General features: G+C 53.0%; 23 protein-coding genes. 13 read left to right on the top strand and 10 right to left on the bottom strand.

Annotated elements, in window-relative coordinates; translation table 11 throughout:
- Window positions 1-43 precede the first annotated feature (43 nt).
- Window positions 44-235 (bottom strand): hypothetical protein, encoded by a 192-nt coding sequence (locus MV421_RS08480; protein ID WP_297420968.1) that lies wholly within the window; start codon window positions 233-235, stop codon window positions 44-46.
- A gap of 432 nt (window positions 236-667) precedes the next feature.
- Between MV421_RS08480 and guaB the strand changes: the two genes are divergently transcribed.
- From guaB to fdhF, 7 genes are all read left to right on the top strand, one after another.
- Entirely contained in the window at window positions 668-2,125 is a 1,458-nt protein-coding gene (guaB, locus tag MV421_RS08475) for an IMP dehydrogenase (RefSeq protein WP_297420977.1), read from the top strand.
- Window positions 2,126-2,176: 51 nt separating this feature from the next.
- Complete coding sequence (locus MV421_RS08470) at window positions 2,177-3,574, top strand: L-aspartate oxidase (RefSeq protein ID WP_297420979.1); 1,398 nt, start codon at window positions 2,177-2,179, stop codon at window positions 3,572-3,574.
- A 63-nt stretch (window positions 3,575-3,637) separates the two neighbouring features.
- A complete protein-coding gene (gene nadA, locus MV421_RS08465) occupies window positions 3,638-4,546 on the top strand; it encodes a quinolinate synthase NadA (RefSeq protein ID WP_297420981.1) in 909 nt (302 codons plus the stop codon).
- A 1-nt stretch (window position 4,547) separates the two neighbouring features.
- Window positions 4,548-5,381: a carboxylating nicotinate-nucleotide diphosphorylase gene (nadC, locus tag MV421_RS08460; RefSeq protein ID WP_297420983.1), complete on the top strand. Its 834-nt coding sequence runs from the start codon at window positions 4,548-4,550 to the stop codon at window positions 5,379-5,381.
- 133 nt (window positions 5,382-5,514) lie between these two features.
- Window positions 5,515-6,522, top strand: a complete 1,008-nt coding sequence (gene pdxS / locus MV421_RS08455) for a pyridoxal 5'-phosphate synthase lyase subunit PdxS (RefSeq protein WP_297420985.1) — start codon at window positions 5,515-5,517, stop codon at window positions 6,520-6,522.
- 33 nt (window positions 6,523-6,555) lie between these two features.
- Window positions 6,556-7,149 (top strand): pyridoxal 5'-phosphate synthase glutaminase subunit PdxT, encoded by a 594-nt coding sequence (gene pdxT, locus MV421_RS08450; RefSeq protein WP_297503436.1) that lies wholly within the window; start codon window positions 6,556-6,558, stop codon window positions 7,147-7,149.
- An 83-nt stretch (window positions 7,150-7,232) separates the two neighbouring features.
- Window positions 7,233-9,218, top strand: a complete 1,986-nt coding sequence (fdhF, locus tag MV421_RS08445; protein WP_297421013.1) for a formate dehydrogenase subunit alpha — start codon at window positions 7,233-7,235, stop codon at window positions 9,216-9,218.
- On the opposite strand, the gene purF is transcribed toward fdhF, so the two are convergent.
- The gene (gene purF, locus MV421_RS08440) at window positions 9,208-10,557 is read right to left on the bottom strand and encodes an amidophosphoribosyltransferase (protein ID WP_297421015.1); all 1,350 of its coding nucleotides are present in this window, start codon (window positions 10,555-10,557) and stop codon (window positions 9,208-9,210) included. The genes fdhF and purF overlap by 11 nt on opposite strands.
- A 158-nt stretch (window positions 10,558-10,715) precedes the next feature.
- Here purF and purC point away from each other — a divergent pair, with 158 nt between their 5' ends.
- On the top strand, window positions 10,716-11,423 hold the full coding sequence (purC, locus tag MV421_RS08435) for a phosphoribosylaminoimidazolesuccinocarboxamide synthase (RefSeq protein ID WP_297421017.1): 708 nt from the start codon (window positions 10,716-10,718) through the stop codon (window positions 11,421-11,423).
- Here the strand turns inward: purC and MV421_RS08430 are convergent.
- The 4 genes from MV421_RS08430 to MV421_RS08415 form a co-directional block, all read right to left on the bottom strand.
- Entirely contained in the window at window positions 11,395-11,559 is a 165-nt protein-coding gene (locus MV421_RS08430) for a hypothetical protein (protein WP_297420988.1), read from the bottom strand. The genes purC and MV421_RS08430 overlap by 29 nt on opposite strands.
- Window positions 11,560-11,590: 31 nt before the next feature.
- The gene (purM, locus tag MV421_RS08425; RefSeq protein WP_297421019.1) at window positions 11,591-12,595 is read right to left on the bottom strand and encodes a phosphoribosylformylglycinamidine cyclo-ligase; all 1,005 of its coding nucleotides are present in this window, start codon (window positions 12,593-12,595) and stop codon (window positions 11,591-11,593) included.
- Between the two features lie 96 nt (window positions 12,596-12,691).
- On the bottom strand, window positions 12,692-13,705 hold the full coding sequence (locus MV421_RS08420; protein ID WP_297518203.1) for a CGP-CTERM sorting domain-containing protein: 1,014 nt from the start codon (window positions 13,703-13,705) through the stop codon (window positions 12,692-12,694).
- Window positions 13,690-14,838, bottom strand: a complete 1,149-nt coding sequence (locus MV421_RS08415) for a DUF4855 domain-containing protein (RefSeq protein WP_297420990.1) — start codon at window positions 14,836-14,838, stop codon at window positions 13,690-13,692. The genes MV421_RS08420 and MV421_RS08415 overlap by 16 nt, the downstream gene beginning before the upstream one ends.
- Before the next feature lie 228 nt (window positions 14,839-15,066).
- On the opposite strand from MV421_RS08415, the gene purT reads away from it, so the two are divergent.
- Window positions 15,067-16,386 (top strand): phosphoribosylglycinamide formyltransferase 2, encoded by a 1,320-nt coding sequence (purT, locus tag MV421_RS08410; RefSeq protein ID WP_297420991.1) that lies wholly within the window; start codon window positions 15,067-15,069, stop codon window positions 16,384-16,386.
- A gap of 327 nt (window positions 16,387-16,713) precedes the next feature.
- Here purT and purE read toward each other — a convergent pair whose 3' ends face one another.
- The 4 genes from purE to MV421_RS08390 all read right to left on the bottom strand — a co-directional run bounded on the left by purE (window position 16,714) and on the right by MV421_RS08390 (window position 18,647).
- The gene (purE, locus tag MV421_RS08405; protein ID WP_297420992.1) at window positions 16,714-17,148 is read right to left on the bottom strand and encodes a 5-(carboxyamino)imidazole ribonucleotide mutase; all 435 of its coding nucleotides are present in this window, start codon (window positions 17,146-17,148) and stop codon (window positions 16,714-16,716) included.
- A gap of 104 nt (window positions 17,149-17,252) precedes the next feature.
- Entirely contained in the window at window positions 17,253-17,420 is a 168-nt protein-coding gene (locus MV421_RS08400) for a hypothetical protein (protein ID WP_297518200.1), read from the bottom strand.
- Between the two features lie 92 nt (window positions 17,421-17,512).
- Window positions 17,513-17,977, bottom strand: coding sequence for a hypothetical protein (locus MV421_RS08395; RefSeq protein WP_297518198.1), 465 nt, complete (start codon window positions 17,975-17,977; stop codon window positions 17,513-17,515).
- Between the two features lie 16 nt (window positions 17,978-17,993).
- Complete coding sequence (locus MV421_RS08390; RefSeq protein WP_297420994.1) at window positions 17,994-18,647, bottom strand: hypothetical protein; 654 nt, start codon at window positions 18,645-18,647, stop codon at window positions 17,994-17,996.
- 110 nt (window positions 18,648-18,757) lie between these two features.
- Here MV421_RS08390 and purD point away from each other — a divergent pair, with 110 nt between their 5' ends.
- From purD to purQ, 4 genes are read left to right on the top strand one after another with little or no spacing between them, the layout of a single operon-like run.
- Window positions 18,758-20,074, top strand: coding sequence for a phosphoribosylamine--glycine ligase (purD, locus tag MV421_RS08385; RefSeq protein ID WP_297421021.1), 1,317 nt, complete (start codon window positions 18,758-18,760; stop codon window positions 20,072-20,074).
- A gap of 10 nt (window positions 20,075-20,084) precedes the next feature.
- Window positions 20,085-21,227 (top strand): formate--phosphoribosylaminoimidazolecarboxamide ligase family protein, encoded by a 1,143-nt coding sequence (locus tag MV421_RS08380; protein WP_297420995.1) that lies wholly within the window; start codon window positions 20,085-20,087, stop codon window positions 21,225-21,227.
- Window positions 21,228-21,237: 10 nt separating this feature from the next.
- Complete coding sequence (gene purS, locus MV421_RS08375; protein ID WP_297503030.1) at window positions 21,238-21,480, top strand: phosphoribosylformylglycinamidine synthase subunit PurS; 243 nt, start codon at window positions 21,238-21,240, stop codon at window positions 21,478-21,480.
- A 1-nt stretch (window position 21,481) separates the two neighbouring features.
- Window positions 21,482-22,153: a phosphoribosylformylglycinamidine synthase I gene (gene purQ / locus MV421_RS08370; protein WP_297503028.1), complete on the top strand. Its 672-nt coding sequence runs from the start codon at window positions 21,482-21,484 to the stop codon at window positions 22,151-22,153.
- The last annotated feature ends 4 nt before the right edge of the window (window positions 22,154-22,157 follow it).

Here is a 22,157-nt window from a genome sequence, read left to right as displayed (position 1 = left end):
ATCCCAAGTGGAGTACGGAAGAGGGGTTAAAAAGGTAGGCCCCTTAGTAGAGGCACAGGAGTATATCCCTGTGAAAGGACTTCAGCGCCTTCCAGTGGCTTTTGCCCAGCTTTCCACTCCACGAGACGCGCTCGTAAAAGCGCCCAAGTTCGTCGAGCAGGTACTCCACGTAGTCCCTGCGCCCTTCTCCTGCCACAAAGCCGTTCCCCAGGAGTTTGCCCCTCAGAAACGGCATCACTTCCGACGGCCTTCCAAGCGCCGCCCAGAAAAGACCCTCCTTCAGGAGTTCATACAGAAGTTCTTCAAAATCAAAGCTCTCAACGCCCTCAGCGGAGGGTTTGGCCCTCCCCCCTTGCCTTTATCGAAACAACTACCTCCATGGTATCACCGGGGTAACTGATGGCCCGAGGTATTTTTGTTTTTTGGGTGTTTCTTTGGATTTGTGCCAAAATTAAGCTGAAAAAGGAAAAAATTTTAGAAGATCATCTCATTTTTTAGGTCTTATTGTCATTCTGCTAAAGCAGGCATGCCGAGGATAAGCATTATGTGTGGGCTTTCCATTAAGTTTGTTATCCTACCCTCTCAGCAGGTGCTTGAGTTCCATCGTGGAAACTCTTAAAAACTCTTAACAAGTTCAAGTTAAAAAGGACATGGGGGTCCGTAGAAAATGGGAAAGTTTGAACATAAAATTGTTAATGCGATTAAGGGGTACACCTTCGACGACGTTCTCCTGATACCGCAGGCAACCGAGGTCGAGCCAAAGGACGTGGACGTTTCCACCCAGATAACGCCGAACGTGAGGCTGAACATACCGATTCTGAGCGCTGCCATGGACACCGTCACCGAGTGGGAGATGGCAGTAGCGATGGCCAGGGAGGGCGGTCTCGGGGTCATCCACAGGAACATGAGCATAGGGGAACAGGTAGAGCAGGTAAGAAGAGTAAAGAGGGCAGAACACTTCATAGTCGAGGACGTTATAACAATATCACCCGACGAGAGCCTTGACTACGCTCTCTACCTTATGGAAAAGAACGGGATAGACGGCCTCCCTGTTGTGGAAGAGGAAAGGCTCGTTGGGATACTAACAAAGAAGGACATAGCCGCTAAGGAAGGCACAAAAGTTAGCGAATTGATGACCGATGAGGTAATAACCGTCGGAGAGGACGTTTCGGTAGAGGAGGCAGTTGCACTCATGTTCAAGAATAGAATAGACCGCCTCCCGGTCGTTGATTCCAACGGCAGGCTCGTGGGAATAATCACAATGAGTGACCTGACCAAGAGGAAAAAGTACAGAAACGCAGTTCGGGATGAAAACGGAGACCTCTTAGTGGCGGCCGCCGTCGGCCCCTTCGACCTTGAGAGGGCAAAGGCGCTCGACGAAGCCGGGGCCGACGTCATAGTCGTTGACACTGCCCACGCACACAATCTTAAAGCGGTAAAGGCGATGAGGGAGATTAGGAAGGCAGTAGATGCCGACCTCCTAGTGGGGAACATAGCCAACCCTAAGGCCGTTGATGACCTCACCTTCGCTGACGCTTTAAAGGTTGGAATCGGACCCGGGAGCATCTGTACCACACGCGTTGTGGCCGGCGTTGGTGTTCCCCAGCTCACTGCGGTGGCACTCGTAGCGGATAGGGCCAGCGAATACGGACTCCATGTGATAGCAGACGGCGGGATAAGGTACTCCGGTGACATCGTTAAAGCAATAGCGGCCGGAGCGGACGCGGTCATGCTCGGTTCACTCCTCGCGGGAACGAGAGAGGCACCAGGTAGAGAGGTCGTCATAAACGGGAGGAGGTACAAACAGTACCGCGGAATGGGCTCCCTCGGCGCCATGATGAAAGGGGGAGCCGAGAGGTATTATCAGAAAGGTCACATGAAGACAAAGAAATTCGTACCGGAGGGCGTTGAGGGGGTCGTTCCTTACAAGGGGCCGGTCAGCGACGTCCTCTATCAGCTCGTCGGTGGACTGCGCTCTGGAATGGGCTACGTTGGGGCAAAGGACATCGGGGAGCTGGAGGAGAAGGGCAAGTTCGTGATAATCACCAACGCCGGAATAAGGGAGAGCCACCCACACGACATCACCATAACGAACGAAGCCCCCAACTACCCGGTCGGAAAATGAAGGAATGAAAAAGCGTTTAAGCCCTTTTCCCCTTTTTCTCCCGGTGGTTGGATGAGAGTTGGAATCGCAGGCGGCGGAATCGCGGGACTGACCGCGGCCATAGCCTTAGCAAAACGGGGGTTCGAGGTCTCGCTCATCGGTCCGGACATCAGGAAGAGCAACTCCTACCTGGCCCAGGCGGGGGTAGCCCTTCCAATCTCCGAGGGAGACTCCCCAAAGGCGCACTTCCTCGACACGCTCAAGGCGGGAAAGTACCTCAACGATGAGGAGGTCGTCTGGGAGGTAATCTCAAAGGCGAGCGAGGTGTATGACTTCTTAACCTCTCTCGGCCTGAAGTTCGAAGCCAGCGAGACCGAGGGTGGGCACTCGTTCCCAAGGGTCTTCACGATAAAGAACGAGACCGGAAAGCACATCACGAGGCTCCTTCATCTCCGCGCCCGGGAACTCGGTGTGAATTTTGTCAGGGGCTTCGTTAACGGACTCGGAATCAAGCACGGGACGGCCTATGGGGTCTTCGTAGAGGGTGAGTTCCTGCCCTTCGATGCTGTGATTATAGCCTCGGGCGGCTTCTCAGGGCTTTTCAAATACACCGCCGGCTCGGGAACGAACATCGGCCTGCTCATAGGGGAGGCAGTCCAAAAGGGCGCCCCAGCAAGGGATCTGGAGTTCGTCCAGTTCCACCCGACGGGCTACATCGGCAGAAACGGAGTGAAGCTCATAAGCGAGGCAGTTCGCGGGGCCGGTGCGAGGTTGATCACTGATGAGGGAGAGCGCTTCGTGAACGAGATTTCCACGCGCGATATCGTCTCAAGGGCTATATATCACCAGGTACAGGCCGGGAAGAGGGTATTCCTGGATGCAAGCCCTATAAAGGACTTCAAAAAGCGCTTCCCCCAGATATACGCCTTCCTCCGCAGGGACGGTATAGACCCCTCGAAGGACTTGATCCCCGTTGCCCCCATCGCGCACTACACAATGGGCGGGGTAGCCGTCGACATCTGGTATAGAACGGGAATAAGGCACCTCTATGCAATCGGAGAAGCGGCTTCCAACGGCTTCCACGGGGCGAACAGGCTCGCGAGCAACTCACTCCTCGAGTGCGTCGTTTCGGGACTCGAGGTGGCCCGAACGGTAAAGAGGGACAGACCCAGGCACAGGGCGGTTAAAGAACCCGAATGCAGATGCAACGACCTTGGAGACGTCGATGCCATCAGGGAACTCCTCTGGGAGCACGCGGGAATAGTGAGGAGTGCGGAAGGCCTTAGGAGTGGACTGAAAAAGCTGAAGGGAATAGAGGCGGATGGGAGGTTGAAACTCCTCGCGAGAGGCATCCTTGAGTGTGCCCTGGCGAGGGAGGAGAGCAGGGGAAGCCACTACCGCGGGGACTTCCCGACGATGAGGAAAGGATTCGAGAGACCGAGCTTCTTTGACGGACGGTGCAGGCTCTAACCAAAGGTGTCCAAAAACCCTTTTAACATACCCCCTTTATTTTCACCTAAGAGGGGTGAGATTATGGAACGTGAGAAGCTCGTGGAGGAAATAAACCGGCTCAAGGAGGAGCGCAACGCCATAATCATGGCTCACAATTACCAGTTGCCGGAGGTTCAGGACATAGCCGACTTCCTAGGGGACAGCCTTGAACTCGCGAGGAAAGCCGTCAACGTTGACGCTGACGTGATAGTCTTTGCCGGTGTGGACTTCATGGCTGAGACAGCTAAAATACTCAACCCAGAGAAGACCGTCCTGCTCCCCGCGAAGGGGGCAACCTGTGCGATGGCCAACATGCTCAAACCGGAGCACATAATCGAGGCCAAAGAGAAATATCCCACCGCCCCCGTGGTTCTCTACGTCAACAGCACCGCCGAGTGTAAGGCCCTTGCTGACGTTACGGTCACCTCTGCAAACGCTGCAGAAATCGTCGGAAAGCTCGATTCGGACGTTGTCATCTTCGGTCCCGACAAGAACCTTGCCCACTATGTTGCGAAGCAGACCGGGAAGAAGGTCATCCCTGTTCCGGAGTATGGTCACTGCTATGTCCACAAAAAGTTCACCGTTGAGGACGTTGAACGTGCGAAAAGACTGTATCCAAACGCCAAGCTGATGGTCCATCCGGAGTGCGAGCCCGAGGTGCAGGAGAGGGCAGATATTATTGTCTCCACCGGTGGGATGATAAGGCACGCGCCCGAGTGGAGCGAGTGGGTGGTCTTCACAGAGAGGGAGATGGTATATCGTTTGAGCAGGCTTTATCCTAACATTAAGTTCCACGCAGCCAGGGAAGATGCAGCCTGCATCGGGATGAAGGCCATAACGCTCGAGGACGTTTACCGGTCGCTCCGTGACATGAAGTACACCATCGAAGTTCCGGAGGAAACAGCGGAGAAGGCCAAGAGGGCTATCGAGAGAATGCTGGAGATGAGCTGAGATGGTATCCCTTGAGTATCTCCTCCGCTTCCTTGGGGAGGATACCCCCTTCGGCGACGTCACGAGCGAGGCAGTTATTCCAGATAATATTGCGGCAAGGGCCGTCATTATAGCGAAGCAGGAAGGGATTATTGCCGGCGTTGAGGAGGCCAAAGCCCTCTTCAATCACTTCGGAATCAAAGTTGGGGTTAAAAAGCACGACGGCGGGGAAGTGGGGAAGGGGGAGGTTATCCTCGAACTCGAAGGCAATGCCCGCGCAATCCTCCTTGTCGAGAGGACAGCCTTGAACGTGATGGGCAGAATGAGCGGGATTGCAACCGAGGTAAGGAAGCTCGTCGAGAAGGTTAGGGCGGTCAACCCCAACGTTAGGGTGGCAGGCACGAGAAAAACCCTGCTGAAACCCCTCGACAAGAGGGCGCTCCTCATCGGTGGCGGTGAGCCTCACCGCTTTTCCCTCAGTGACGCGATACTCATTAAGGACAACCACCTCGCACTGGTTCCACTGGAGGAGGCAATAAAGCGCGCCAAAGCCTTCAGCGTTTACAAGGTCGTCGAGGTCGAGGTCGAGAGCCTAGAGGACGCGGTTAAAGCAGCAAAGGCGGGGGCCGACGTTGTGATGCTCGACAACATGACGCCTGATGAGATAGCGGAGACTTTGGAGACTTTAAAGCGTGAAGGACTCCGGGATAGGGTCAAAATCGAGGTCTCCGGCGGCATAACCCCCGAAAATATTACTGAGTACGCGAAGCTAGAAGTCGACATCATAAGCCTCGGCTATTTGACGCACTCCATCAGGAACTTCGACGTTAGCCTTGAGGTTATTGGAAAGGTTTAACCAGAGCTTCTTTCATCTTCCCCCGTTAATTTTTGGGACTTTTTCTGAAACTTACGGGGCTTACAACGGCAAGCTTTATATTCAAGTTTTTCCTTGAAATAATTGCAGGTCAAAACTTGAGGAGGCGATTGCCATGGGGAAGTTTGACGTTATTGAGGTCAAGGGCACGGAGAGACTGAAACGCGGTTTCGCCAAGATGGTGAAGGGCGGCGTCATAATGGACGTTACCAACGCCGAGCAGGCTCGCATCGCGGAAGAGGCTGGAGCGGTCTCCGTCATGGCCCTCCACCGTGTTCCGGCCGACATCAGGAAGGCCGGTGGCGTTGCCAGAATGGCCCCGATAGAGAAGATCCAAGAGATAATGGACGCGGTGACGGTTCCAGTGATGGCCAAGGTTAGGATAGGCCACGTTGCCGAGGCCAGAATCCTTGAAGCCCTCGGGGTTGACATGATAGACGAGAGTGAGGTCCTGACACCCTCGGACCCCTACTTCCATATAGACAAGCGTGAATTCAAGGTTCCCTTCGTCTGTGGCAACAGGAACCTCGGCGAGGCCGTCAGGAGAATATGGGAAGGGGCAGCTATGATGAGGACAAAAGGCGAGGCAGGGACAGGCAACATCGTCGAGGCGGTCAGACACGTTCGCCTGCTTAAAGACAACATAGCCCTCCTCCAGAGGATGACGGATGAGCAAGTTTACGGTGTGGCTGAAAAATTCGCGGAACCTTATCTCAAACTCGCCCTCGAGGTCAGGGAGATAAGCGGCCTACCGAGGCAGATCCTCGAGAACGAGCCAGTTTATGCCCACTACACCTACCGCGAGATCGTTGAGGGTCTCTACAAGGTACTCCTCGAAATCAAGAAGCTTGGTCGCCTTCCAGTTGTCAACTTCGCCGCTGGAGGGGTTTCAACGCCAGCAGATGCCGCTCTTATGATGCAGATGGGAATGGACGGTGTTTTCGTCGGTTCTGGAATCTTTAAGAGTTCAAACCCGAAGAAGATGGCGAGGGCGATAGTCGAGGCCGTCAACCACTGGGACGAGCCCGATGTTCTTGCCGAGATAAGTAAGGAAATCGGCGAGCCAATGCGTGGCCAGGAGATAGAGGAGCTGGAAGTTCGCCTTGAGGAGAGGGGTGTCTGACCCTCCTTTTTTGTTTAACTTGAGGTGGTCAAGGTGGTTAAAGTAGGGGTTATAGGCCTTCAAGGTGATGTCAGCGAGCACATCGATGCTGCAAAGAAGGCCCTCGAAAATCTAGGTGTCCCAGGGGAGGTAATCTGGCTCAGGAAGCAGGAGCAACTTGAGGGAATCTCGGCAGTGATAGTCCCGGGCGGCGAGAGCACGACGATATCGAGGTTAATGGTGAAGAACGACCTCTTTGAGTCCGTTAAAAAACTGGGAAGAGAGGGACTGCCAATAATGGGCACCTGCGCGGGATTGATAATGCTCTCAAAGGAAGTAATAGGGGCAACGTCGGGGCAGAGGTTCCTGGGGCTGCTCGATGTTCGTGTTAACAGGAACGCCTACGGCAGGCAGGTGGACAGCTTCGAGGCACCGGTAAAGCTCGCCTTCAGTAATGAACCCTTCATCGGCGTCTTCATTCGTGCCCCAAGGATAATGGGGCTTTTGAGCGGTAGGGTGAAACCGATAGCCTGGCTCGATGATAGAATCGTTGGCGTCGAACAGGGCAACGTAATCGGCCTTGAGTTCCACCCCGAGCTGACAGATGACACACGGGTTCATGAGTACTTTTTGGGGAAGGTCCTTTGATTTTTATAATTTCATGTTAAAAATCAGAGAAAACTTTTTATTTTTTGCGTTATTTTTGTAAATCAGGTGGTGGTGTGAAAGAATTGAAGAAGGTTGTCTGTCCTTACTGTGGCTTCGGCTGCAACCTCCTCATAGACCCGGAAACACTAAGGGTAAGGCCATACCGCGGTGAGCCGAACAGGAGCAAGCTCTGCCCCAAGGGCCTCCACGCGACCGAGTTCGTCCTCTCAAGGAACAGACTCAAGCGTCCTCTGAAGAGGGAAGGGAACAGGATGCTGCCCTTGAGCTGGGGCAGGGCAATCGAGGAAATAGCGGGCAAACTCCTTGAAATTCGCGAGCTCTACGGGGTTGACGCAGTCGCTTTTCTGGCCTCCCCCAAGGTTAGCAACGAGGAAAACTACCTCCTCCAGAAGATGGCGAGGCTCTTCGGCACCAATAACATTGACAACTGTGCCCGTCTCTGCCATGAAGCTAGCGTTCACGCCCTCAAGATGACGGTTGGAACCGGGGCGCAGACGAACCCCTACGAGGATCTTGAGAACTTTGGAGCGATACTCATCTGGGGTTACAACCCTGCCGAGACCCATCCGGTTGTGATGGACTACCTCCTGAGGGCAAAGAGAAGAGGGGCCAAAATCATCGTCGTTGACGTCAGGGAAACGAGGACGATGGCCTTTGCCGATTACAGGGTTATAATAAAGCCCGGAACCGACATAACCCTTGCAAACGCGATGATGCACGTGATAATCCGCGAGGAGCTTTACAATGAGGACTTTGTCCGCTCGAGGACGAGGGGCTTCTCGGAGGTCAAGATGGCGGTCACAAAATACACCCCCGAGTACGCGGAGAGGGTAACCGGGATCCCCTCAGGAGTTACAAGGGAAGTCGCGAGGGCCTTCGCTTTAGCAGGGAGTGGTGCCATAATGTGGGGAATGGGCCTCACTCAGCATGTCTCAGGCGTCGAGAACGTTCTGGCCGTGATAGACCTTGCTCTGCTCCTCGGCTACACCGGCGAGAACGGTGGTCTATACCCCATGCGCGGGCAGAACAACGTGCAAGGGGCAGCTTACATGGGGGCTTTGAGCGAGTTCTTACCCGGCTACGTCCCGCTCACAGACGAGCGCTTCAGGAAGCGTGTCGCCGCGCTATGGGGTGTCGATGATCTACCGACGGAGCGCGGGCTTTATCTAACTGAGTTGTGGGATGCAATAGAGGAAGGTGACGTCAGGGCACTCTACATAATGGGCGAGAACCCGGCCGTGAGCGAGGCGGACTCCACCCACGTGAAGAAGGCCCTGAAAAAACTGGACCTCCTCGTCGTCCAGGATATCTTTCCTACGAGAACCTCCAGATACGCTCACTACCTCCTCCCAGCGGGTGCCTTCTGCGAAAAAGCTGGCAACTACATGAACAGCGAGAGGAGGATCCAGTGGAGCGAGAAGGTCTGCGAGCCTCCGGGTGACTCAAAGCCAGACTGGGAGATACTAACCATGTTGGGTAGATCACTCGGTTTGAACGGCTTCAACTACCGCTCGGTGGAAGAGATAACCGCGGAGTACTTTAAGCTCTTTCTGTCGCTTGAGGAAAGGACAGTTAAAGAGCTTAAAAGCTCGGAGGGAATCTTCCTGCCGAAGAAAAGGCTCCACACATGGGAATTCGCAACACCCGATGGAAAAGCCAAACTGGTGGCAGTGGAACAGATAGACCCGTGGGAGCGGCCGGACGAGGAATATCCATTCGTACTCACAACAGTCAGACTGGTAGGCCACTACAACACCGGCGAGATGACGCTTAGGGGGCCCTCCCTTGTCAAGTTTATGGGCGAACCAAAAGCGTTAATAAGTGAGCATGACGCTGAGAAACTTGGAATCGACGACGGGGAGTGGGTAGAGATAGAGACGAGGCGCGGGAGGATAAGGATGCGCGCAAAAATCGGTGGCGTCCCTGAGGGCCTGATAGCGATTCCCTTCCACTTTAAGGCGAACAGAATAACGAGTCCAGCGCTCAACAAGGCCGGAACGCCGGAGTTCAAGTACTCAGCGTGCCGGGTGAAAAGGCTCAGAACTTGAATGCCCAGCCGGGGTATTCGCCGGTGAGGCAGGCGGTGCAGAGGTCTCCCCTACCCACTGCCAGCATGAGGCCTTCAACGCTGAGGTAAGCCAAACTGTCGGCGTTTATGGTCTCCCTAACTTTCTCAACACCACCAAAAGCCGCTATAAGCTCGTGCCTCGTCGGTATGTCCACCCCCATGTAGCAGGGATACCTTATGGGGGGAGAGGCAATCCTGACGTGAACCTCTCTCGCGCCAGCATTTCGCAGCATGGTCACTATGCGCTTCATTGTAGTCCCCCTGACGATGGAATCGTCAACGAGAATCACTCGCTTCCCACTGACAACTTCCCTCACGGGCGAGAGCTTCAGCTTGACCTTCAACTCGCGGTAGAACTGGCCCGGTGTTATAAAAGTCCTCCCGATGTAGCGGTTCTTTATCAGCCCTTCGGCGTAGGGAACACCGCTCTCCGTGGAAAAACCAAGGGCAGCAGCTCTTCCGGAATCAGGAACCGCTATGACGACGTCCCCATCGGCCGGGCTTTCTCTCGCCAGCTCGACGCCCATCCTCACCCTCGCGGAGTAGACGTTTACCCCGTCGATCGTACTGTCGGGTCTGGCGAAGTAGATGTACTCGAAGACGCAGTGGTGGTGGGCCTCTTTCGCCAGAACCCTGCTTTCAACGCTTTCCTCCGAGAGCAAAAATACCTCTCCCGGCCCAACGTCCCTTATCCTCCCGCCATCCAGCTCATCGACGAACAGTCTCAATGCGGAATCCTCGCTCGCGAAGTAGTGGCCCTCTCCCTTCCCGTAGCTCAGCGGTCTGAAGCCGACGGGATCCCTCGCCACCAGAATTTTTCCGTCGAAGAGGAAGGCAAGCGAGTAAGCACCTTTAACCTCTTCAAAGACTCTCTTCATAGCCTCAAACTCGTCTCCGGTGTCATTAAGATGCCAGAGGAATGAAATCCCCAACAGCTCGGAATCCATGGAATGGCGGAATCTAACACCGAGCTTCTCATACCTCTTCCGGAGGGATCCGAAGTTCGTTAGGGTTCCGTTGTGGACCACCGCTATTCTCCTCCCGCAGCATTCAGTTTCGAGCGGTTGGGTCTCGTTGAGCGAGCCAGAGGTAGAATAGCGGACGTGGGCTAGGACCATGTTTGATTTCAACCTTGTCAGCTCTCCGTTCTTGAAGACCTCCGAAACTAGACCCCTTCCTGATAGTGTCCTTATTCTACGCCTCCAGACGCTTATTCCAGCGCTCTCCTGCCCCCGATGCTGAAGGGTAAGAAGTGCGTAGTAGGCCTTCCTAGCCGCGTTCTCTGTTGCTGCCGCGAAGATTCCGCACTTTTCTCTCAACTTCACCACCACTCCATTGCCGTCAGGATGTTTATTCTGGCCGAGAGTTTTGCTGGAGTTTACAGTTTTAAGTTTAAAAACCTTGCCCATTATTTAACTTTTTTATGTTTAAAAAATGCTTAAAAACTTCTAGATTTTACATAAACATGGTGAAGTCTATGGACGTCTACGAAGGTAAGGCAAAGAAGGTAATCCCGCTCGATGATGAAAAGGCAATAATGGAGTTCAAGGATGATGCCACAGCCTTTGACGGAAAAAAGAAGGCCCAATTCAGGGGAAAGGGCTGGCTCAACGCCCAGATAAGCGCCTACCTCTTTAAAGTCCTCGAGGAGAACGGTATCAAGACCCATTTCATAGGCGTTGCCGGGGGCAACAGGCTGATAGTTGAAAAACTCGAGATGTATCCGCTCGAAGTTGTTGTGAGGAACATCGTTGCCGGGAGTCTGAAGAAACGTCTCCCCCTCGAGGAAGGGGTGAAACTGCCCGAGCCATTGGTGGAGCTGTACTACAAGGATGACAGCAGGGGCGACCCAATGATAAACCACCACCATGCAAAAGTTCTGGGCATTGACGAGGCAGAGGTAAGGGAGATGGAGCGCATAGCCCTGAAGATTAACGAGGTTCTCACGGAGTACTTCGCCGGGAGAGGGGTAATCCTCGTTGACTTCAAGCTGGAGTTTGGGAAGAACGGGAGGGGGGAGATAATCCTGGGAGACGAGATAAGCCCCGACACATGCCGCTTCTGGGATGCGGAGACAAAGAAGAGCCTCGATAAGGACGTCTTCCGCTTTGACCGGGGGGACCTCATAAACGCCTACGAGGAACTCTATCAGAGGCTTACGGGCGAAACTCCGAGTCGTACGTGATCAAAATGGTGTAGCATCCTTTTTCATCTTCCTCCATCACTATTTTCCTCAGTCGGATTCCGTAGGTATCTACGGCCTTCTCTACGAGTTCAGGAAGGTTCTCAAGGAAAGCCTTCTCTTTAACCGTGAGTTCCATCGGACCACCCAAAAAGAATTGGAGGAGGATGTTAAAGCATTACCCTATAGTTCTCCACCTTTATCCCCGGCTCCTCTGTAACCACTCCAAGCCCAAAGCTCCTGTAGTACCTGTTAAGGACCTCAAGAACCCCCTCCTTTTCCTCATGCGGAACTATCGCGATCATTCCAACGCCCATGTTGAAAACACGGAACATCTCCTCCAGCGGAACGCCGTTCTCGTGGATGAGCCTGAAGATTCCCCCGATGGGGGGCATCTGCAGGGAGAAGCCGTAACCGGTTAGGCGCTTTAGGTTGAGCAGTCCTCCGCCGGTTATGTGGGCCAGCCCGTGAACCTCGACACTCTCAAGGAGCTCTAAAATTGGCCTGACGTAGATCCTCGTCGGCTCCAGAAGCCACTCCCAGAGCTTTTTGCCCTCATACTCGTAATCAAGGCCATACTTCGGAATCAGGAGCTTCCTCGCAAGAGTCAAGCCGTTCGAGTGGATTCCCGAGCTTGAGATGCCTATCACGGCATCACCCGGTCTTATCCTTTCTCCGGTTATGGCTTTCCCCTTCTCAACAACTCCGATGGCGGTTCCAGCCAGATCGAAGCCGTTGATCAGGTCAGGCATAACCGCGGTCTCGCCGCCGACTATCGCTATTTCAGCCTGCTTTGCACCCTCGTAGAGACCCTTCGCTATCTCCCCAAAGACTTTCTCGTCCGGATCCTTAACTGCGAGATAATCAACGAGCGCAACAGGCTCGGCCCCGACGCAGAGCAAATCGTTCACATTCATTGCTATCATGTCTATCCCTATTGTGTCAAACTTACTCACCACTTCAGCGACCAGAACCTTCGTCCCAACTCCATCCGTCGTCATCGCGAGGTAAAAGCTTCCAAAGTCGAGCAGGGCCGAGTAGTGGCCGAGGTCTTCCGCAGGTTCGCCGGTTTTCCCTCCTCTGAACTCAAAGGTCGCCTTTGCGAGGGAGATTACGCTCTTCAAGGCCCTCGCAGTCTTCTCGTCGTCAACTCCAGCCTGGGCATAGGTCAGCATGAGCACCACCGGTGAGAGTTCCAGTGAAGGCTTAAAAGCTTTGCCGTACTTATGGTAAAAAAGAAGATGAAAACTCAAAAATTAAACAAATCAATGTTAATTTCGATGCCTCCTCAACAGGAGAACTGTTATTGCAGCCAGGATTACGAACGCAGGTCCGCAGATGTTCTTTTTGGTGGGTACTGAAGTCGTGGTTGTGTTCGCGTGGAGTGAAGTAGTATTCCCTCCAGCGGTGGGTGATGGTCGTGTCGTGTTCACTAACCTAATTGAAGTGACCGTTTCATTCGTTTCCTCGCTGGTGTTCGTGATGTTGAGCGTGGTGTTCTCCGAAATGGTTGTTTGAGCTATAGTCCCGTTCGAGGTGGCGTTCTCTGGAGCAACAATCGGTTTGCAGAAGGTTACGTTAACGATTTTAACACTCTCTGGAAGCCAGAAGCCGGTTAAGTTCTCAGTCGCGTTGATGTAGAAGAGCGTCACGTTTTTCACTTGACCGTCCTTTTCAAGGAGGAAGTAAACCGGGAGCTTTGAGTGGGGGGGTATTGCCAGGAACGGTGGAACGCTCGTGGGTTTCGTGACGCTTGAATTCACCCCAACAAAGAAGTAAGCCCTAAAAGGCCCATAGCCAGGAGAAGGCAAAAACTCCTTTGGGATTACGAGTTTCCAGCCGTTTATTGTGTTGGTGAATGTGCTGTTTTTTGAAAGCCGGGACCAGTTGACGGTGACCTCGTTAATGCAGAACCTCGTGAGGTTTAACCTGTAAACGTAGTGGAGTATCCCGCAGGCTGTTACGTTCAGGTACCAAATGCCGTTAACGTACGCTGGGATTGGCATTGTTGGAGGACACCACGTGAAGTTCAAGAGAAAAAGCCGGGAACCATTGTAATAAAGAAGATACTCGTAACCGCCATAAACTGACATCCAGCAGTTTCCTTTCATGTCGCAGGTGGTTCCCGTGTTGTCGATTTCGGCATTGATTAATGCCGCTGTCCCGTTGGAGTAAACCTTGTAGCTGACAACGTAGAAGTAACCGTTGAGCTTTACAGAGTAAACCGCCGAAGCAACCGGGGCAAAAAGAAGGAGGATTAAAAGAGGAATCACCAGTCTGGACACTGCGACCTCACCCGGTCTATTACTTCAAAGTCTGTGCCGAAATAGTAAGCCCGCTGGGGAAAGAGTTCGTTAATAACCGTTTCTGGCGATAATGGTGGGCGGTGAAACAGCTCTGAATATGCCTCCAATATGGCGTTTACATAATCGCATGCGCGGTTAATGCATTTTTCTTCTATCTCTGAAGTAGGGGTCAAGTCACAACCTTTCCTGTTCTGAGTGCTTTTGCAGTATGCGCAGTTGCTTTTTTCTCCGATTATACTGTTGTCGGCCTCCATCTCAATGGAGACTCCCTTCTCCCTCATCCACTTTAAACGGCGAACGAGTTCATAGAGAGTATAGTCATTGCCATCACTCAGTTTAGTAGTCTGGTAATAGTGGGGCTGAACAAACACGTGATTAAAATACCCCGCAAGAGTGGGAATAGCACAAAAAGTCTTTACCTGCTCCATAGTTCTGTTTCCAATCGTGGGAATCCAGATAAGTTCCAGCCCATGGTTGTGAATGTAGTTGCTCATGTCTTTAAGGAATGATGTGTATTTCTCGATGTACTCTGTGTTGTTATAGTCGCAGAATGGATTAAATATGTATTTCAGATTTGGATCATAAATGGTTGCCTGGAGGCAACTTTCGTAGCCCCAGTAAAAACCAAGTCTGCTACTATCAGGCACGCTGAGAACACCGTCAATCCAGCCATGCCAATATGAACTATGGAAACCATTCGCTGGGCAGTCCCTTGGAATAGAGTTGTATTTCACTCTCTCCCCGTTCACAACGCCTGTTATGATTCTTTTGAGCATATAAGATTCTGGAATTACTATGTAGTATCCCAATGCACTATTCACCTTAGATGAAACCCACTGAGAAAAGTGCTGCCCGTCTGAATAACCTGTTTGGTATTTTCCCTCTACACATGTATAGGTTTTGGTGTATTCTTTAAGACTATTTATAGTGTACTCTGTTAATTTTCTCCCAGAATAATGTATGTCTCCAAGAAAAACTGCAACATCAAAGCCCCTATCTTTAAACCACTGGACAGCTTCATGAAAAGAAACTGGAAGTTGTCCCTTGTAAGTCATCCTCGACTCGTAGTCGGAGCCGTTCCACTGAACCCACCACAAACCAAACTTCGACATAAGGAATCACCAATCTTAGATAGTTATTCAACATATAAAAACCTTTCCGTTAAATAAATGAATTTAAAACGTCCTAAAAGTTCCAAGATAAGTCAAAATCATGGGATAGTAATTGATTACCCTCTAGTATTCATGAAGAGGTGTGAATTATTTGCCATTTTTCTGCTCAAAAAGGCTTAAATATTACCAATTTTTAACATTTTAACGTCAATAAACGGGGTGGTGCCCATGATAAGCTTAAGGGACGAGCTCGGAACGGCCTTGACTGACTCCGCCCAGAAGATCCTCCTATTGGGGAGCGGTGAGCTCGGGAAGGAGATAGCGATCGAAGCTCAGAGGCTCGGCGTTGAGGTGGTGGCGGTTGACAGATACGCCAACGCTCCTGCAATGCACGTTGCCCACCGCTCGTATGTCGGTGATATGAGAAATGCTGACTTCCTCTTCTCCGTCGTCGAGAGGGAGAGGCCAGATGCCATAATCCCGGAGATAGAGGCGATAAACCTTGACGCCCTCTTCGAGTTGGAGAAGGACGGCCACTTCGTTGTTCCGAACGCAAAAGCCACTTGGATTGCCATGCACCGTGAGAGGACTAGGGAGACCCTCGCGAAAGAAGCCAAGGTTCCGACTTCGCGCTACGCCTATGCCACAACCCTCGACGAGCTCTACGAAGCCTGCGAAAAGATAGGCTATCCCTGCCACACGAAGGCCATAATGAGCTCCTCGGGAAAGGGCTCATACTTCGTGAAGAGCCCCGAAGATGTCCCGAAGGCATGGGAGGTGGCAAAGAAGAAGGCCAGGGGAAGCGCGGAGAAGCTTATCGTTGAGGAACACATAGACTTCGACGTCGAGATAACCGAGCTGGCTGTGAGGCACTACGACGATAACGGCGAGATAGTCACGACCTTTCCGAGGCCGGTCGGCCACTACCAGATCGACGGGGACTACCATGCCAGCTGGCAGCCAGCGGGAATAAGCGAGGGAGCCGAGCGCGAGGTTTACCGCATAGCGAAGCGCATCACAGACGTCCTCGGTGGCTTCGGCCTCTTCGGCATCGAGATGTTCGTGAAGGGCGACAAGGTGTGGGCGAACGAGGTCTCCCCGAGGCCCCACGACACCGGGATGGTGACTTTAGCTTCTCATCCAACGGGCTTCTCCGAGTTCGGCCTGCACCTCAGGGCAGTCCTCGGGCTCCCAATCCCCGGAGAATGGGTTGACGGCTACAGGCTCTTCCACATGCTCAGCCCGGCCGCAACCCACGTCATAAAGGCGAACGTCTCCGGATATTCCCCTCGCTTCAGGGGTCTCGCCAGGGCTTTGAGCGTTCCCAACGCGACAGTGAGGCTCTTCGGGAAGCCGGAGGCCTATCCCGGAAGGAGGCTCGGTGTTGCGATAGCATGGGATAAAAACGTTGAGGATGCAAAGAGAAGGGCCGAGATTGTTGCCCACTCGATAGAGCTGAGGACGCGTTCTTCGGGCTGGCACGGGCAGGACTTTGAAAGGCGGAAGCACTGTTCAGGCAATCACCCAAGTGACTCCCACTTGGGATAATGCCCAAAAAGTGCGCCCTCAACGCCGGGTAGGAGGCGTGTTTTCTACCCTGTATGTACACCAGGTTGGTGAACAGAGGTGTATATTTGCCCAATGATTTGGAGAATATCCGAAAAGTTTAAATTTAATTCCCTGCATTATTGAATGTCCCATCTATGAAATAATACACTAAAGTCAGAACAAAGTCGAGTAAGAAGCTGAACGCCAAAGGGCCGTTGAATAAGAAGGGTATGAAATGAAGAAAGTTGCTGAATAAGATGTGAATAGAATTAAAATGAATAGAATTAAGAATCGGGGGATCTCCCCCTCATTTCTAGATCTTTGTAATTAAGCCCTCCCCATTTCTCTACGATACTCCTCAACCTTCTCAGCAAGCTCCTGATTGCCCAGCGCCAGTATCTCAATTGCGAGCAGGGCCGCGTTCTTTCCGTTGTCTATCCCCACAGATGCAACGGGAATCCCCGGCGGCATCTGAGAGATGCTCAGCAGGGCGTCGAGACCACCGAGCTTCGCCGAGACTGGAACACCGATAACGGGTTTGATCGTGTGGGAGGCAATAACCCCAGGTAAAGCGGCGCTTAAGCCGGCTATTGCTATAAAAACATCATAGTCACTCTTTGCAAGCTCTTCAACTTTTTCCGGGTTTCTGTGGGCTGAGGCAACCTCAACGTCGTATTCAACGCCGAACTCGTCGAGAACCGAGGTCACCTTCTCTGCTATGTGGCTGTCACTTCGGCTACCCATAACCACGAGAACCTTCATTGGATCTCACCCTTAACTTAAAAATGTCTAAAGTTTAAAAATATTCCTAAACAATAAACATGCAAATGCTTACAAAATCCAGACATCAGGGTATCAAGTCCTCTTTACCTTAACATCATCCTTAGTAATGCGGTACTCAAAACGGGAATGTCCGACAATCCCGGGGCCTTAAGGACGTAGAGATAGCGTGTGACGCCGTCCTCGGTCAGCACGCTCCTCGTTCTAAACACGTAGTCAACCCTACGGTAGAGTGAAGAGAATACCCTGTCCACATCACCGGAGAAGACCCAGATGTTCGTCCCGGCAGGATACCTGCGGTAGGCCTCATGCTGTCTCCTGACCTCCGCTGAGATCTCAAAGTAGCTCAGTGTATTGGCCTCCCAAATATGCGTATGTATTCAGAAACGTCCACCGCAACCCCCCACAGCTCCCTTCCCGAGAACATTCCCTTTTCCGCCCAAAGCTCTTTGTGGGCCCGAACAACCTCTGCATACTTCCTGGAGAGAAGTTCATATGAGGGAGAACCCGGAAGATACCAGACTCCCCTGCGTCTGATGCGCGGCCCGTAAAAGCTTCCAAAGGTATCGACTATTGCGAGATTTAGTGAATCGAGGTAGGAATCAGCGTCGATGCCGTTCTTGCACATTACCTCCAGCAGAAATGGGAGAGAGTAGCTTATGTTGAAAATACCCATCAAGTTGTCATTCTCTAACTTGTAGCGAATGAAGCGGAAGACCAGCTCCCGGCCAAGGGATCTCGGATCCTCTTCATGGAAGAGTATGTAAGCGTGCTCCCTTATACCTCCAAGGAGTTTATCCAACTCTTTCATCCCAGTTTTGAACAATTTACTCACCCCCGAACGGATCAAAGACGGCCTCTCCTCCCTTCGTTATGTAGGCCAGCCTTCTCGTTCCCCTCTTAACGGCCTCGACAACGACGTCTGAAATGGTATATATGTAGTCCTCAAGCTCTGGACAGTCAGCACTGTCGTAAACAAGCACTGACCTTATGTCAGGCAAGTATTCCTCAACTTCCATTTTCAGGTTCCATATAATCTGATAAGTGCGCCGGGGCATGGAAAAGAGCTTGCAGGCCCCAGAACTTAGGTAGGAGAAGAACCAAACACGTTCCGATGAAAGACTCTTAGAAAGCCCCTTCATCATCTCACCGTATTTGCTCACAAAAACACCGTCGTCAAGGTATCCGCTCATCTGGTAGACGTGCGGGATATCCCGTTCTATCCCCTTAAAGTTTCCGAAAACATCGAGAATCCAGAAATCGTCACCCAAAACATCTTCAAGCATTATTCCCTCGTTCGCGAGGTTCGAGCGGAAGACAAGAAGCGGCTCATAGAGGGCCACGAAAATCGGTTCCTTCAGCTTAAGAAGTTCCTTCAAAAGCTTTATCCCGAGAAGGTCTCCGTTTGATTCCGCACCCCTCGCTATAACAGTCAGAACACCGTTCCTATGGATTGATCCTATCAGCGCTGAGTAGTTCATGTGAACTCCCCCCAGATAATCGGGTTTGAAGTTATTAAACAATTTTAAACATAACAATGTAGAAACAAAGCTTAAAAACCAAAAATTTTAACAAATAAATGGTGAAACTTATGAGAATCCTGCTCGTTGGTGGCAGTGGAAGGGAGCACGCAATTGGCGAGGCCCTCGCCCGGGGGGGCGCCAAGCTTTATGTTGTTGCCAAGCACAGAAACCCCGGCCTGGTAAGGCTCGCAAAGGATTACGGCTTGGCCAGGGAAACGGACGTGGAGAAGGTTCTCGCTTACGCGGAAAAGTTCGGCGTGGACATGGCCTTCATCGGCCCGGAGGCGCCGCTTGAAAGGGGCATCGTGGACGTTCTTGAGGAGAACGGTATTCCGGCCCTTGGCCCGGAAAGGGAAGCGGCAAGGCTTGAAACAGATAAGGCCTTCGCAAGGGCCTTCATGGAACGCAACAGAATCCCTGGAAGAAAAGCCTTCAGGGTCTTCGACTACGTCTCCGAAATGCGCTCGTGGATAGACGATTTCGGCAAGCCAGTCGTTGTTAAGCCCATCGGCCTCACAGGCGGGAAAGGCGTCAAGGTAGTCGGCTACCAGCTGAGGGACAACGAAGAGGCCAAGGCCTACGCGGAGGAGCTGATCAGGAAATACGGGAGGGTTCTGATAGAGGAGCGCACTGATGGCGTCGAGTTCACCTTTCAGGTCTTCAGCGACGGGAAGCACATCCTCCCAATGCCCCTGGTTCAGGACTACCCCCACGCCCACGAGAACGACAGGGGGCCGATAACCGGCGGTATGGGAAGCTACTCCTGCTCAAACGGTCTTCTGCCCTTCGTAACTAAGGAGGACTACGAAAAGGCCCTCGAGACACTTAAGACCACAATCGAGGCGATGAGAAAGGAGGGAACCCCTTACAGGGGCATCCTCTACGGACAGTTCATGCTCTCCAGAGATGGACCTGTTCTAATAGAGTACAACGCCCGCTTCGGAGACCCGGAGGCGATAAACGTTCTCCCGCTCCTCAAAACGCCCCTGCCAGAGGTGGCCGAGGGAATCGTTGACGGCAAACTTGGGAAGGTAGAGTTCGAGGAAAGGGCAACGGTCGTGAAGTACCTCGCGCCGAAGGGATATCCTGGGAACCCTGTGAAGAACCTGAGGCTTGAGATAGACGAGGAAGCGGTAAAGAAGGCGGGAGCGAGGCTTTACTATGCCTCCATAGACGAGAACTTCACACTCCTCGGTTCGCGCGCAATAGCGGTCGTTGGAATCGCCGGCACACTTAGGGAAGCTGAGGGGATCGCAAAGAGCGCGGTTCCGCACATCAGGGGGGAGCTGTTCTATCGGGAGGACGTTGGAACGAAGGAGAGCATTGAGAAGAGAATTCGGATTATGAGGGAGCTCGGAAAGGAGTTTGAGCCGAATTCCTGCTGAGGTGGTTGGTATGATAAACCGTGATGAGGTTTTGGGAATCCTTGAGAAATACGACCCGGAGAGGATAACCGTTGGAGCAATAGGAAGCCACTCTGCCCTCGACATAGCCGACGGGGCAAGGGAGGAGAGTTTACCCGTTCTCATCGTTGCCCAACGGGGCAGGCACAGGACTTACGAGGAGTATTTTAAGCTCAGGAGGGCCAGAGACGGCCTAACCAAGGGCTTCATAGATGAGGTTCTGGTTTTGGAGAAGTTCGCCCAGATCGTGGAAATCCAGGAGGAGCTAGTTAAGAGGAACGTCATATTCGTCCCCAACCGCTCCTTCGTGGTTTACACCGGCATAGACAGGGTTGAAAACGACTTCCGCGTTCCCCTCTTCGGGAGCAGGAACCTCCTGAGGAGCGAGGAGAGGAGAGAGGAGAAGAGCTACTACTGGCTCCTCGAGAAGGCCAACCTCCCGTACCCCGAGGCGGTAAAGCCGGAGGAGATTGATGAAGTGGGCCTCGTGATAGTCAAACTCCCCCACGCCAAGAAGAGGCTTGAGCGCGGTTTCTTCACCGCCGCTTCCTACAAGGAGTTCCGAGAGAAGGCCGAGAGACTGAAGAAGCTCGGCGTCATTACGGAGGAAGACCTTGCCAAGGCGAGGATAGAGCGCTACATAATCGGCCCGGTATTCAACTTCGACTTTTTCTACTCTCCAATAGATGGAGAGATTGAGCTACTCGGAATAGACTGGCGCTTCGAGACGAGTCTGGACGGCCACGTGAGGCTTCCTGCGAGCCAGCAACTAACACTCCCGGAGCACCAGTTCGAGCCTGAGTACACGGTAACCGGCCACGCCGCCTCGACTCTCCGCGAGTCGCTTTTGGAGAAGGTCTTCGACATGGCCGAGCGCTATGTGAAGGCGACGCAGGAGTACTACCCGCCCGGGATAATCGGGCCGTTCACCCTCCAGACGGCCGTGGACAAAGATCTGAACTTCTACATCTACGACGTTGCCCCGAGAACCGGTGGGGGAACCAACATTCACATGGCGGTTGGCCACCCATACGGAAATGCCCTCTGGAGGAAGCCGATGAGCACAGGGCGGAGGATAGCACTTGAGATAAAGCGCGCGATTGAGCTGGACGAGCTTGAGAAGGTCGTCACTTGAGGTGATCCCAATGAAGTGGAAGGTTACCGTCATCGTTCGCCTTAAGGAAGGCCTCAACGACCCCGAGGGGAGGGTCATCGGAAACGCGCTCAGGAACCTTGGGTACGCCATCGAGAATCTCCACGTTCCGAAATACTTCGAGTTTGAGCTGGAGAGTGAGAACCCGGAGGAGGAGGTCGAGGGGATGTGCAGGAAGCTTCTCGCCAACCCTCTGATCCACAGTTGGGAGTACAGAATCGAGCCGGTGAGCTGAGATGGTGAAGTTTGCCGTGGTGGTCTTTCCGGGAACCAACTGCGACTTCGAGACAGAGAGGGCAATAAAGATGGCTGGAGCGGAGGCTGAACGCGTCTGGTACAAGACCAGCCTAAAGGACTTTGACGGCGTCGTTCTGCCCGGCGGCTTCAGCTACGCCGATTATCTCCGCGCCGGGGCGATAGCGGCGAGACAGGAGATAATGGGGGAGGTCAGGGAGTTCGCCCGTGAGGGAAGACCGGTTCTCGGGGTATGCAACGGCTTCCAGGTTCTCACCGAGGCCGGCCTTTTGCCCGGTGCGCTCAGGCCGAACAGGGTCCCGCGCTTCCTCTGCAGGTGGGTTCACCTCAGGGTCACCGACAACGAGACGCCGTTCACGCCCCTCTACAAGCTCGGGGAAGTCATAAGGATGCCGATAGCGCATGCCGAGGGCAACTACTACGTCGACGATCCGTCAAAGTTCAGAATCGTCTTCCAGTACAGTGACAAAAAGGGCAACGTTACGGAGGATGCTAACCCGAACGGCTCCGTCCTCAACATAGCGGCGGTAGCCAACGAAAAGGGAAACGTCCTTGGAACTATGCCACACCCGGAGAGGGCGAGCGACAGGTTTCTGGGCAGTGAGGACGGGTTGAGAGTTTTCAAGAGCATGGTTGAGTGGGCGAAGAGGTGATTTC

The organism is Thermococcus sp. (assembly GCF_027023865.1).
GTDB lineage: Archaea > Methanobacteriota_B > Thermococci > Thermococcales > Thermococcaceae > Thermococcus.
This window is presented reverse-complemented; position numbering and strand designations above follow the sequence as displayed.